The organism is Geoanaerobacter pelophilus, from assembly GCF_018476885.1.
GTDB lineage: Bacteria > Desulfobacterota > Desulfuromonadia > Geobacterales > DSM-12255 > Geoanaerobacter > Geoanaerobacter pelophilus.
On record NZ_JAHCVJ010000001.1, the window covers coordinates 1 to 13,923 of the forward strand.

At 49.9% G+C, this 13,923-nt stretch carries 12 protein-coding genes; 1 reads left to right on the plus strand and 11 read right to left on the minus strand.

Going from position 1 to position 13,923, the window contains the following annotated elements:
* The 11 genes from KI809_RS00005 to KI809_RS00055 form a co-directional block, all read right to left on the minus strand.
* Window positions 1-1,648, minus strand: a 1,648-nt coding sequence (locus tag KI809_RS00005) for an MCP four helix bundle domain-containing protein (RefSeq protein ID WP_214169474.1), incomplete at its 3' end; no start/stop codon positions are given.
* 135 nt (window positions 1,649-1,783) lie between these two features.
* Window positions 1,784-2,383, minus strand: a complete 600-nt coding sequence (locus tag KI809_RS00010; protein ID WP_214169475.1) for an MBL fold metallo-hydrolase — start codon at window positions 2,381-2,383, stop codon at window positions 1,784-1,786.
* 2 nt (window positions 2,384-2,385) lie between these two features.
* Entirely contained in the window at window positions 2,386-2,991 is a 606-nt protein-coding gene (locus tag KI809_RS00015; RefSeq protein WP_214169476.1) for a CheR family methyltransferase, read from the minus strand.
* Between the two features lie 186 nt (window positions 2,992-3,177).
* Window positions 3,178-5,283 carry a chemotaxis protein CheA gene (locus KI809_RS00020; RefSeq protein ID WP_214169477.1) on the minus strand — a complete coding sequence of 702 codons (2,106 nt, stop codon included), beginning with the start codon at window positions 5,281-5,283 and terminating at the stop codon, window positions 3,178-3,180.
* Complete coding sequence (locus tag KI809_RS00025; protein ID WP_214169478.1) at window positions 5,280-5,645, minus strand: response regulator; 366 nt, start codon at window positions 5,643-5,645, stop codon at window positions 5,280-5,282. The genes KI809_RS00020 and KI809_RS00025 overlap by 4 nt, the downstream gene beginning before the upstream one ends.
* A complete protein-coding gene (locus tag KI809_RS00030) occupies window positions 5,645-5,998 on the minus strand; it encodes an STAS domain-containing protein (protein ID WP_214169479.1) in 354 nt (117 codons plus the stop codon). The genes KI809_RS00025 and KI809_RS00030 overlap by 1 nt, the downstream gene beginning before the upstream one ends.
* Before the next feature lie 15 nt (window positions 5,999-6,013).
* On the minus strand, window positions 6,014-7,846 hold the full coding sequence (locus KI809_RS00035; protein ID WP_214169480.1) for a methyl-accepting chemotaxis protein: 1,833 nt from the start codon (window positions 7,844-7,846) through the stop codon (window positions 6,014-6,016).
* Window positions 7,847-7,984: 138 nt separating this feature from the next.
* Window positions 7,985-8,383 (minus strand): response regulator, encoded by a 399-nt coding sequence (locus KI809_RS00040; protein ID WP_214169481.1) that lies wholly within the window; start codon window positions 8,381-8,383, stop codon window positions 7,985-7,987.
* Window positions 8,384-8,414: 31 nt separating this feature from the next.
* Complete coding sequence (locus tag KI809_RS00045) at window positions 8,415-9,773, minus strand: response regulator (RefSeq protein ID WP_214169482.1); 1,359 nt, start codon at window positions 9,771-9,773, stop codon at window positions 8,415-8,417.
* 303 nt (window positions 9,774-10,076) lie between these two features.
* The gene (gene rdgC, locus KI809_RS00050; protein WP_214169483.1) at window positions 10,077-11,243 is read right to left on the minus strand and encodes a recombination-associated protein RdgC; all 1,167 of its coding nucleotides are present in this window, start codon (window positions 11,241-11,243) and stop codon (window positions 10,077-10,079) included.
* A gap of 106 nt (window positions 11,244-11,349) precedes the next feature.
* A complete protein-coding gene (locus KI809_RS00055; RefSeq protein ID WP_214169484.1) occupies window positions 11,350-12,681 on the minus strand; it encodes a cyclic 2,3-diphosphoglycerate synthase in 1,332 nt (443 codons plus the stop codon).
* Between the two features lie 149 nt (window positions 12,682-12,830).
* On the opposite strand from KI809_RS00055, the gene KI809_RS00060 reads away from it, so the two are divergent.
* On the plus strand, window positions 12,831-13,922 hold the full coding sequence (locus KI809_RS00060) for a putative NPN-dependent ornithine cyclodeaminase (RefSeq protein ID WP_214169485.1): 1,092 nt from the start codon (window positions 12,831-12,833) through the stop codon (window positions 13,920-13,922).
* Window position 13,923 lies beyond the last annotated feature (1 nt).

Consider the following 13,923-nt stretch of genomic DNA (forward strand, 5'->3'; position numbering starts at 1 on the left):
TGCCGCTTGCTACTTCGCGCGCTGCGGCGGTGATCCGGGTATTGGCATCGATGAGGATGTTGAGGTTGTTCTTGATGGCATTAAAGTCGCCGTTGTAGTTGTCGCTGATGAGCGGCGGCATGATCCCTTTGCTGATCTTGTCGACATATTCGGCGGCAACGTTCAGTGGCCCGATGACGGCGTCGAGAGTGTCATTGACGCCGGAGACGATCTTCTGGAAGTCGCCGTGGTGTTTGCTGGCGTCGGCTCGAGTGGCAAGTTTGCCTTCTACTGCTGCCTTGCTGAGCATGACGGCATCGGCTACCATGGCATTGACGGCGTCTATCGCCTGATTGAGGTTGTTTTTGATTTCATTGAAGTCACCATTGTATTGATCGGTGATCCGCGGCGGGATGTCGCCTTTGGCGATCCGGTCAACATATTCGGCTGCGACGTTAAGCGGGCCGATGACGGCATCCAAAGTGTCGTTGACCCCGGAAACGATGGCTCTGAAGTCACCCTGGTGTTTGCTGGCGTCGGCCCGGGTGTCGAGTTTGCCGGCTACGGCGGCAGCAGATAGCATGTTGGCGTCGGCCACCAGGGCATTGACGGCGTCTATCGCCTGATTAAGGTTGTTTTTGATTTCATTGAAGTCACCACTGTAGCTGTCAGTGATCTTCGGCGGAATGTCGCCTTTGGCGATCCGGTCAACATACTCGGCGGCGACGTTAAGCGGTCCGATGACGGCATCTAAGGTCTCATTGACACCAACGACAATCTTCTGGAAGTCGCCCTGATGCTTGGAGGCGTCAGCGCGGGTGTCCAGCTTGCCGGCAATGGCGGCATCGGACAGCATGGAGGCATCGGCTACCAGCAACCGGATGGTATCCACCATCTTCTTCATGGCGGCCATGACGCTGGTCGTGTCGCCGACCTTGAGATTAATCTCACGGTTGAGATCGCCTACAGCGACCAGGTTGGCAACTTCACCGACCTCTTTCGGATCGGCACCCAGCTGTTTTAAGGTTGAACGGGTCAGGAAAAAGGCCGTAAAGATTCCCAGTAGAATAGCGACAGCGCCCAGGCCAAACATGAAATTACGAGACTTGTTATAGGTGGCCACAGCCTCTTCGTAGCGCGCTTTATTCCTCTCCATGTTGTGCTGTAGCAGATCTTCAACCTCTTTTGATACGGCACGTTCAGCCGGTGCCGCCTCTTTGCTCAGCACCAGGGCAGCCTCCTTGTCCTTACCGGCCATGGCCAGGGCCATTACTTTGTTATTCAGGTTGCTGGAGACAGTTATATCCTGCTTCAAGTTGTTAATAAGCTCCCAAGACTTAGTGTCGGTCTTGGTGGTCAACTCTTCTACTTTTTTGAAACTCTTGGAATATTCCTCGCGGAACTTGGCAATCCGCTCGCTGTACTCCTTCTTCTTTTCCGGGTTGTCATTGACGATCATATTCCGGACATTGATCCCGATGTTGCCAATATCCCGGCTCAAGTCATTTACCATGTCGATTCTAACCATGTTGATGGTGACGATCCGTTCGATACTATCTTCAATTTTGGCCATGCCGCTGACACCTACCCAGATCAGGGCCACCATTAACACAAGAAGCACACCAAAACCCAACCCTAGCCGTTTACTGAGATTCATGTTCTTGAACATAGCTTCCTCCTGAATTAGCTTTCGCAATACCCTGAACCAGCCATAAGGTAAAACCTGATTGACAACCACATAGCTATATATCGGACACCCAAAGCATGACTTTAATAAAAACTAATAAATATTTACATCGTGTCTTCAGGGGCTGATTTGGCTCTTTCGAACAACTGAGAGGGTGTGGAGAATCATGCTGTGGGCGTCTGTGAGGATTGGGTCATCATGTCCGGGATATACTGACTGAATATTAAGCGATGCCAGTTTTTGCAGACAAGACAGGAACTCCCTGGAGTAGGTACCGCCTGGAGTAAGAATTCGCAGCGGCGTATCGCCGGGAAAGAGTGCTTTTTCTTCGGGAGAATAGAGGCAGATCGAGTCACTGGAGTGACCAGGGGTATGGAATACCTGGCAATCCCTATCGCCCATGCGTAAGGTCTCCCAGCCACGCAAACGAGACTCACCCCGTCCGAGGTCGCCATATGAGAAAATATGAGGCTTGAACCTTTTTATAATGGCATCAATGCCACCAACATGGTCGAAGTGATTGTGGGTGATGATCACCTGCTCTACGGCACGTTTACCTATTCCGGTTGATATCGCTTCGATTTCACCGATTATCGACCCGTCTGTCCCCACATCAATCAAGGTATTGACATCTTCGATCCGGTTCCAGTCGCCCAATACCAGGTAGGCACGACAACTGTAAATATCGGGACTGCCACGTAAAGAAATTACTTTCATGGTCAGAGCTTTCTATAGAGCTGGGCATCCGGGGTCACCTGCTCGAACAGGTGCGCAACCTCCTTTGGCATTTTCTGGGTCTGCTCACTCGCGAAAAAACCTCCAGGAACCAAAGCAGAATGGAACATCTTGATAACTTCGATCCGCTGTTCCTGGCTGAAATGCAGTAGCACATTCTTGCACATTATCAGGCTGAAGTTATCGCCGATAGGTTTAAGGGTCAGCAGGTCATGCTTCTGGAAGGTCAGCCGAGTCCTGACGGCCTCATCGATTTTGAAGTGCCCCGGCTTGTTATCTGCCGGCTTGAAATATTTCTCCAAAAGATCTGCGGGTATCCGCTGAATCTCTTCAAAGGGATAGACCCCTTCTGCGATTATAGGACCGAACAGATTGCTGCCGTCTATGTCTGTCGCGTCGATTTTGAGATTCTTATAGGCAAATTTCCCCATGTTCTCGGCAAAAACAATGGCCAGGGTATACGGTTCCGGCCCCATGGCGCAGCCCGCGTCCCATACTTTCACCACGCTGCGCCCTGAGGCAAATGGCACTACATGACGGACAATATGCTCGATAGTGTGGATGTCGCGGAAAAAGAAGGTGAAAGCCATAATTAACATGCTCCGTTTTAGTGAATTGTAGAAGTACCGCAAGAAAACATCTTACTGAAAGGAAAAGCTCTGAGGGTAAGCATGCTGCACAGCTATCAGCTCTGGAACAATAATCCGGGAATTGCCCTTTGCACAGCATTAGACAACACCCGGATCCTGGAACGCCTGATTTCTAACGATGGAACATCAAACTGCTCTTTCGGCAAGTTCTGCTCCCCGCATCAGATGCGGGATGTCAAGAATAAGGGCGACACTGCCATCACCTAAAATTGTGGCACCGGAAACCCCCTCCACATTTTTGTAGGCCCTGCCAAGGGACTTGATGACCGTCTGATGCTCACCAATGACATTATCAACCACAAACCCGACTCTAAAACCGTCGACCTCGGTAATGACAATCTGCTGAAAAGCCGGGGGAGCCCCGGTAATCTTGAAATGTTCACGCAGCGGAACATACGGGACCATATGACCACGCACATTGGCCAGATTCCGGCCATTAGACACTGCCGACTGTTCACTGGTGAGTTCAATGCATTCATTAACCAGCGAAAGCGGCAAGACAAAGCAGTCTGCCCCGATCTTTACCAGGAGGCTTTCAATAATCGCCAGCGTGAGAGGTATCTTAACCGTTATCTTTGAGCCAACGCCACGAGTACTGCTTATATCAATAGTACCGCGTAAGGCGTCTATGGCCCTTTTGACCACATCCATCCCGACACCGCGCCCAGAAACACTGGTAACTTTCTTGGCAGTGGAAAATCCAGGAGCAAAAATCTGGGCGTAAATCTCTTTGTCAGAGAGTTCAGCACTTGCCTGGATCAGTCCTCGTTCTACAGCCTTTGTTCTTATGGCATCGCGATCAAGGCCGGCGCCATCGTCAGTAATGGAAATAAGCACACTGTCTCCGGAATGCACTGCAGAAAGATGAACCGTTCCCTGCCGCGGCTTGCCGGCTGCCACCCGCTCTTCCGGACCTTCGATTCCATGGTCGATACTATTACGGATCAAATGAACCAAAGGATCATTAAGCCTCTCGATAACAGTCTTATCCAATTCTGTTTCGGCTCCCTCGGTTGTCATCTCGATTTCTTTGCCCAGTTCGTTAGACAAGTCCCGTACCAACCGTTTAAACTTGCTGAACGTGGTGCCGATCGGGAGCATGCGAATATTTAGAGCATTGTCCCTGAGCTCAGCGGATAATCGTTCAACTTCTTCGGCAATGTTTACCAGTTCGGGATCCCTTTTGGAAACGGCCGTTTGCGACAAGCGCGCTTGAACGGTGACCAGCTCACCAACCAGGTTGACCAAAGCATCCAGCTTGTCGGCAGGAACCCTGATACTGGTGCCGGCATCGGTCTGTTGGACCTGACGCTCCTGGCGAACCTCTTTGACATGCTGCTGTTCGACCAAAGCGGCCTGGACATCATCCGGCTTTGCCAGCCCTGTTGCTACAGCCAGCTCACCGAATCTTTTTTGCAAAGAAAGTATGTTGTCCATGTCTTCACGCGAGATATCGCCACGCTCTACAAGAATCTCTCCGAGTTTCTTGTAGTCGTCCTCAATCTCGGCACTGCCATCGTCAATAACCTCGTAGCTGAGTTCACAATCATCAGCGACGAAAATAAAGACATCCTCAATAGCATCTTTCCCCCGCGACGTGGTGAGAATGATATCCCAATAGACATAGCAGTTGTCCGGCTGCATCTCCTCCAGGGCAGGTATCCCGCTTAGTTGGGCAATCGGTCGGCACGTCCCAAGAGCTGCCAGTTCAGCTATCAGTTTGACAGGATCGGTCCCGGTCATGAAGATTTCCGGAGCAGGTTTAAAACGAATCCGGTAGGTAACAGGTCTACCCTCCGGGATTGAACTCGCTTTTGAAGAAGCGACATTAACCGGCTCTGAAACACCTGAGCTTTGCGGAAGAAGCTTTTTAAGCTCAAGGATGATCGCCGCGGCTTCGGCATCGTCAACCGGGTAACCGCTATCCGAAGCATCGAGCATTGACTTTATCTGGTCCCGCGCCGACAGTGTCAGGTTGATGAGTTGCTTGGTAACCGGAATCTTGTCATTGCGAACAAGATCAAATACGGTCTCCACCTCGTGCGTAAAGGTCGCAATATCCTCAAAGCCAAACATGGCTCCTGAACCTTTAATAGTATGCATGGCCCGGAAGACCCTGCCGATGGTCTCCTTGTCATCCGGCACTTCTTCAAGTGCGAGAAGAGAGGTCTCCAGCTCAGCCACAAGTTCGTATGCCTCTTCCTTGAATGCCTGTCTGTGAGCGTCTATCATCCCAGCACCTTTTTCACTACAGAGATCAGCTGTTCCGGCTTGAATGGCTTCACAATCCAGCCAGTTGCCCCAGCAGCCTTGCCTTCAGCTTTTTTTGAATCCTGAGACTCTGTTGTCAGCATGACAATCGGGATGAATTTGCAAGCAGGCAAGGCGCGCGCGCCTTTGATTAAGCCGATGCCGTCAAGGTTAGGCATGTTAAGGTCTGTAATAATCATATCAACCTTGGTCGAGGCTAGTTTCTGAAGGCCATCTTTTCCATCGACAGCCTCAACGACATCATAACCGTTCTGTTTTAGTGTAAAGCTTACCATCTGCCGTACACTGGCCGAATCGTCTACAGTCATGATCATTTTTCCCATTATTGTGCACCTCCAACCCAGATACAACGATTTGCCTCATTTTGCATGCAGCCGATATGGCGAGAAAATCCAGCACACTCCACTACCTTAACAAAATCATCTCTTTCCAGGCCAACCACTTCAAATTTCCTTCCAGAAGCACAAGAAGATTTGTGGGTCGCGCACAGAAGCTGCAACCCGGCCAAGTCTATGTCACTTACCTGGGTGAGATTACAGGTAAGCTTAGATGAATCATTAAAGGCGGTAAGCAGAGCATCTTTTATCTCGACAGCATAATGTATTGTCATGCTGCCGGACAGGTGAACAACCAGATCATCCGGCGCACCTGTGTTGTTTGCTGCAAACTCGTCCATACGCTTCCTCCATTGTCAAAATAGTTCAACATTGTCATCTAAATCGTCAGTGGTGTTCGTTGACGCATCAAACAGATCTGTGCCGGTAAACCCTGCATGGACCTTACGTTCACTGTGCATCGTATAGCGAGTTGCCAGCTCTTTGAGCCGTTCTGTTTTCCCTTTGGCCAGATCGAGCGGAATCAGTGATCCGACCTCGCCGACTATCGAATCCAGGCAACCAATAGCATCGGCAAGTCCATCAACCATGAGCTCATGAACGGTTATAGAACTTGTTGTGCTTTCAATGTCACTGGAAAACGACAGCACTTCACTCTCAAGGCCAAGCACTTTTCCAATGATGCTTTCATTGAGATACAGAAGCGTACGCAGTACTGAATCCAGTTCATTTACAATTGAGTCAACTTCCTTGTCCAATGCTGCCGCATCTTCACCGACATCATGGAAAAGGTGTTCCGTGGTATCAGTTACGGCAAGCAGCGTTTTAGAAACATTACCGGTTTGCTCCTGGGCCTCTACAGAAAGTCGCTGTATAGCCTCTGCAAGCACTCCCAGAGCTGCGCCGACATCACCGGTTCGGGCAGCCTTTATCTGGGCATTCATGGCAATCAACTCGATTTCTTCACCAATATGCTCGATATCACCGACATAATTGACAATCTCGCCGATAGTGCCGGCAACACTCGACATCGCGGTAGTTATCGATTTATTGGCTTCAGCATTGCTTACGAACGAGGCAGCTATTCTCTTCAAGTCCTCTTCCATGTCACTGAAAAAAGAGCTGCCCGCCTTGTCGGCAACTCCGGCCATATCACGGGTCTTAGCGGCAGTATGCGATTCCTTAACAGCGATCGAGGAAAGGTTTTCAATAATACTTCTAACCGCATCAGAGATTTCGCTGCCGGCCTGACGCAATTGAGCCGCTTGGAGTTCACAGATGTCGGATGTCTCCACGGCAACATCAATATTACCAGGTTCTCCGGATGACAGCATCTGATGCACTTCTGTCAGCGCAGTTTCGACATGTTCAATCTGCTGACGCACAATGTCGTGAAATTGCATGGAAGTAACAACGCCACTCATGCTTCGTGAAATTTCAGAAGAAGCATTGGCAACAACAGAGGCAATGACAGAGCAATTGCTGTTGATCTCCTTAAGAGTTTCGAGATTTGCACGAATCCTATCCAGAATTCCCCGCACCTGCAGTAGCTGCTCGGTCTTTATTCTCTCCACACCCTCCAATGTTTTTCGAATGGTGTTGCTCAACGCAGTCTGCTGGACCAGGATTGTTTGAGATTTGTCCAGCACCTGCACCGACAAATTGGCAACATCAGCGGCTATCGTATCAAAGCCGGCAGCACTGTTACCGAGCCTGGCACTCTCAATCTTGGTTGAGATGCCGAGCATCCGCAGAACTTTATTGATAGTACCGAAACTATTCAGCGGTTCCACAACCTGCTCCAGAAGAAGCAGTACCTTCCTCAACGATTCACAGTCCTGTCCGGCTTCCCTCTCAGAATCAACAAGATACTCCTGCACCTTATTGAGCAGTGTCACGAGGCGGTCTATCGCTTCCTGAATATCTTCGCCACCAACCTGAGCTGCCACATCCGAAGAAAGGTGATCAATGGAACCGGCTCTGGCATAAAAATCATGCAACCTGGCCCCAATTGAGAGAAATTCAACCTCTGTCGTTCCAGAGAGCTTCTGCAGCTTTTCAGCCACTAAAGCAAGAGATTCCCCCCACGAGGCAAACGGAAACACCTTCTTTGGTTCAAAAGACTCAGCCTCAGGCACTGACCCATCCATTCCCTTCGAAAAAGCAGCCTTGTCAAGAAATTTGAACATTGATTATATCCTAGTACCTTTGTCAGAGTCGGCAGTTGGCTAATGATGTTTTTATCGACCTTTAATCACAATTATTTAAAGAAATATGAATCTCTGAATTATCCTCGATACCTATAGTATTTACTGTTAATGCAAAGTTTAACGAATAAGTCCGAAATTCCTCAATTCACTCAGAAGTTTCTGTTTTCCAATCGGCTTGACAAGATAGGATGTTGCTCCTCCACGATAAAACGCCTCAACAACAGTTTTAGGATCGCCAAGCGCAGAGATCATAACGACCTTCACTTCATTGCCTTCATGAATGCCTCTTTCCTTTTCAATGGACCGAATCAGCTTCAACGATTCCTGCCCGTCCATATTCGGCATCATTATGTCCATGCATATAAGATCGTAACCAACCCCTTCATCGCATGCCATACGAAATGCCTTAACCGCTTCCTCACCATCAATGGCAATGTCCAGCTCTCCATAAGGGGCCAGTATTTCTTTAAGAATTTTGCGTGAAATAAAATCATCTTCAACTATCAATGTTTTCATCTGCCTTTTTCTCCTTAATTAATAAGCGTCTTTAGTGCATATCTATTTTGAAACCTTTTTCAGTCTTTTTTGCTTTGACAATATTATTGAGTGACGTCAACAGCATAGTCACTTTTTTCATATCTCCCCTGCGAAATGCCAGCTGGATCCTGAAAGCTTCATCTGCCAAATGCGACATGTCAGCTTGCAGCGCAAGAGCCTTCAACCTGAACGAGCATTTCTCAAAAAGCCCTTCATCCCGCTGCTGGAAAGCATCTACCAGGCGTGCAAGCACAGTTTCCAGATCAGAGCCATCTCCAGGGGAAACCGCACCCTCCGGACTATCACTTTTACCGGATAAATCAGCAGAAGGTTTCACATACCCTGCCAGGGCCGTCAACAGCTCAGATGCAGTAACATTTTTGTGAAGGTAGCCATCCATACCGGCCTGCAAGCACTGATCAATGTCTTCACTGCTTTCTGTAGCTGTCAGTGCCAGAATCGGGGTATGCGTTTTAGTTGACAATTCGTTATTTCTTATAAGTTTAGCAGCATTTTGCCCATTCATCTTGGGCATTTGTAAATCCATGAGGATGATATCGAAGGGTTCCTTCATGTAACAAGAGACAGCCTCATAACCGTCACCAACAGCCACGACCCGATGGCCGTTTTTCTCTAGCAAATGAGCGAATACCTTCCTGGTAACCTTACTGTCATCAGCAAGCAGCACTTTGTAACAGCCTTGATTAACGCTCTTAACCGGCTTCTCCAACAGATCTGGTTGAATACCGTTTGGCGTGACATCAAGAACGCGATCAATCATGGAAATCATTGAGTTTGCCGCAGTTCGTGCATGAGCCAGATATTCTTTCTGTTTCATCGTCAACTCTGTATCTTCAAGAAGGTCAAGCATTCCAACAACTCCATTCATCGGGGTGCGCATTTCATGGCTTAACTGGGCAATGAGTCGAGCCTTGTTATTGTTAGTATCGGCTGATTCTGTAAAAGCTAGAGGAATATGCTTTGCAATCTTATTACGGTCGATCGCATAACGTAACGCCCGCCAGAGTATGGCAGGTTGTAGCTCATCTCGTGACAGATAGTCCATAGCCCCAGCATTGAGAGCTTCTGCCATCAGACTGCCATTCCGGCTGGAAAAAATAATGAAGGGTAGCGCCCTCCCCTCCTTGATTGCGTCTTGGACGAATTCAACTCCGGTTTTTGCATCTAGAGAATAATCAACGAGGCAGATATCATGTTGCTTCGCAGCCAGCGATGCCTGTCCTTCAGAAAAGGTACAAACCCAATCAAGATCCAGTCCCGGAGCATCAACAGCATGCAAGGCGTTGCGGATGAGATTGCAATCATCCTCAGTGCCAACAAGCAAAACCTTTATCGACGTAAAATTCATCAAGAATCCCGTCATCAAGCCCTGGCTCTAAATCTCGATATTTGATCTTATCGGAACGGCAGTCATTATCTTTATTTAATGTTTATATTATTTCAACACAGGGGGGCAGGAAAATCTAACTTGGCCATTTAGCATTTAAACCAGGGAAGAAACAGTCAGAGAAGATCCCGGAGAAGTTTCATTATTTCTCTATTTCGGCATGCCGAAGAGAGAAATAATGAAACAAGCACCGAGTTGAAGGAGGTTTGGAAGACAAAGCAGCACACCATGCAAAGTTGTTTTTTGGATCAAGCACCCATATTATTACGACTCATCGAGCCATGAGTTGATTTTTTTGAGCTCAGCATCCCATTCACTGCCAAGGCGCAGTTCGAGAAATGCCAGGTACAGACTGTCAAAAAGCTGCAGCCCAAGTTCAAGTACGTACATCCGCTCATAGAATAGAGCTTCTCGCTCACTTACCGCGTCAACGGTATTGTCCTTCTCTTCTTTGACCTGTGGCGACCTGAATGAGGCAAACTGAAACTGCTCCCCCTTCAGGGTCATCTTCCATGACAACTCCCCTCTTTCCAGATAAAGGGTTGCTTCATTGATCAGTTTGCCGCTCTTGAGAGCTGTTCTCACTTCAGCGAATTGCTCCATCGGTCCTGAGGCCGTGAACTTTTGTACGCCATTTTCCCCGGAAACTCCCAACACCATCCGGTCATTCAGGTAAGCAACAAAAGATTCATCGACCACTGCCGGGCCAGGCTGGCTTACCCGGTATTCCGATGATTCGTTCATGGTTCGGTACATCATCCACAGCAGGAAATCCCAGCCTAACCATCGATTGCTCTTTATCAGATCCAGGACCGCATCGGAATTTGCCTTGTTGGCTTTGGCAAGCTGAGCCAAGGTCTCTGGCAATAGCAGACGCTCAGCACGGGAATAGGGGTGGATAACAACCAGGCGGAGCCCTTCGAAGGTCTTCTTGAAAAGGGTTTCAAACTGTTCCACTGCCTTGGAACCGACGGTCGCAAGGGTAAGGATATTACTGTCGGTGTCCCATACAGCGTCATACGTCGACGGAACAGGCAGCACTCTGGCCAGAAGCTTAGTACGCACAGCTTCACGCAACTCTTCCTTTTTTTGTTTCGGAACCTTGGTATAACCTGGATTTGCAGCCAAAAACTCTCGTTCTTCGAGTTGAAGATTGGATCTGAGCAAAACCGTCGGAATACTGCGCTTGTCCTGGCGAAGCGTGAACACCAGATAATGATCGCGCCAGAATGCCGCCGGCACTGCAAAACTGTTTTCGCGATGGTCATCGACATGAACCCATCCCGCGGAAAGCTCTGCGACACTATGGTCTATGGGAGTAAACCCGACCCTGGCAAGATTTGTCGAGGCCCACTCAAAAACTTCAGATGCTGGGACATTCCCAACAACCATGAACTGACAGATGCTTACGGTATTAGACAAAATCCCCATTCAATACTCCTTTGGAAAAATAAGGGTCACATCGATACATCTTTTTAAAGGAGAGATCAAGGGCTAATTATCCTGCAATCAGCAATTGATGGCGCTCAGGTGCCGTTTAGGACAGGTTCAACTTGTCAAGGAATTGCCAAAATGCTGCTTTGAGCGGTTCACCTTCTTCTTCGGCAATATTGTAGGTAACTCGTATTATCGGGCGGGTCGTTTCCAGCAAACTGCTGAGGTCTATAGGGGTAGCAGCAAGAACCAGATCGCAAGGAACTGCGGCAATTGTCTCTTTAAGATCTTCAACTTGAGCAGCACTGTAGCCCAATGCCGGGAGCACCGGCCCAATATGGGGATATGAGGTAAAAACCTCTTTCAATGAACCGCGCGCCCAAGGCCGGGGATCAACAACCGATGCAGCGCCGAAACGGAGTGCCGCAGCCAGCCCTGCCCCGGAAGGCATTGAGCCATGGGTTATTGTCGGGCCATCCTCTATCACCAGCACCTTCCGGCCTGCTATTCGTTCCGCATCCGGCACCGATATTTCAGACGCGGTCCGCACCAACAAAGCAGACGGATTAGCCGCCTGTGCTGCAATTGTTACTGCTGTAACTGCTGCCGGGTCAGCAGCGTTCACCTTATTGATGACAATCAGGTGACCACGCCGCAGGTTGACCTCTCCGGGATACCAGGACGTCTCGTGCCCCGGGCGCAACGGGTCCACCACCACAATCTCCAGCTCTGGTCGAAAAAACGGCAGATCATTGTTCCCGCCGTCCCAGATGATAACAGCCGCTTCCTGTTCCGCCAGACTGAGTATCCGCTGATAATCCACTCCGGCGTAAACCGTTGCTCCGTGCTCCAGAAGATGTTCATACTCCTCTCTCTCCTCGATGGTGCAGTGGAAACGGTCCAGATCGGCTGCCGTGGCAAACCGCTCTACGACCTGGTCTGAAAGGTTGCCATAAGGCATGGGGTGGCGAACAACAACTGGGCTGACTCCGCGGTTACGGAGGATATCGCAGAGATATCTAACGACCTGACTCTTGCCGCAACCGGTTCTAACGGCGCATACCGAGATAACCGGCACTCTGCTCCGCAACATGGTTGCATCCGGTCCAATCATAGTAAAATCAGCACCGCACGCCAGGACGCCCGAGGCAAGATGCATAAGCTTGTCGTGCGAAATATCGCTGTAGGCAAAAACCACCTGATCCGCTTTCAGGCGCTGAATCAGCTCATGCAGGCGGTCTTCGGGATAAATAGGTATCCCTTGCGGATACAGGGCTCCGGCAAGCTGCGCCGGATAGCGACGATCGCTGATATACGGGATCTGGGCTGCAGTAAAAGCGACCACCCTAGCAGAACGATTATTGCGATAGCAGCAATTGAAATTATGAAAATCGCGACCGGCTGCCCCCATGATAATGATCCGTTTCCGTTTCACACCGCACCTCCTGTCAATAATGTTACCACAAGATGCGATCTATTAATGGCGGCACCCATTGACAACATCCAGGGCTGGGGATTTACTTTATTATAATAGCTTCTTGCCGTCCGGCCCGATCTCGAAAAGTCGATTAATATGAGGCGCATATGGCGATTCTCCCCCGATACATCCCACCGGATTTTACTCGTGCCGAACTGGCAACGGCACCGGCAGTGACCCTGGGACAGGCCCCTCGCGACGGTGTCCTGCCGCAAAACTTCCACGCGACTTCAAACCATCCGGAATATATCCATTTAGGCAACGGCAGATGGCTGCTGGCGCCTGAAAGCAGAATGGATGCGGCTCTGCTCCTGGTGGATGGATCCCTCCAGGCTGTGGAGCCAAGACTGGTAAAACAAGGGGACTATGTAGTGCTTGGCCGAACTGAAGATGGCGAAGAGGGCATTTACGTCCATACCGCCGGTTTCCAGCCAGCAGACGAAACACCTCACGACAAATTCAGTTTCCGCAGTCGCGGCACCAGAGAAACTCCTTTTTCGCGATCATATGATGAACTCTACGAGATCCTTCGTCATGATCGAGACCGAGGTTATATTGTCTGGGTCCTCGGGCCGGCGGTTGCCTTTGATCGAGACAGCCGCAATGCCATGACAGGATTGATAGAGGCCGGATTCTGCCATGCCCTTCTTGCCGGGAATGCCCTTGCCACTCATGATCTTGAGGCTGCCATCTTCCGTACCGGCCTTGGACAGGACATCTACACCCAAGCACACCTGCCTGGCGGGCATTACCATCATCTCGATGTCATCAATGAGGTCAGGCTCCGGGGATCAATGGCGCAGACCATAGCCGACCTGGCACTGCAAGACGGCATTATTCGCGCCTGCCTTAATCACCAGGTCCCGCTGGTATTGACCGGATCAATACGGGATGACGGACCACTTCCCGAAGTCATTACCGATTCCTGCAAGGCACAGGACGCCATGCGGTTCCATGCTCGACGCGCCACCACAGTGATCGCCATGGCAACCCAGCTTCACGCCATCGCTGCCGGCAACATGGTTCCCAATTACAGAATCCTGGCAGACGGCACAGTAAGACCGGTCTTCTTCTACATCGTAGACATGTCGGAATTCGGCGCGGACAAACTCGCCAACCGGGGGACTGGCCAGTCGCGAGCTATCCTGACCAATGTCCAGGACTTCATAGTCAACCTCTGGCACAACCTGAAAGGGTGAA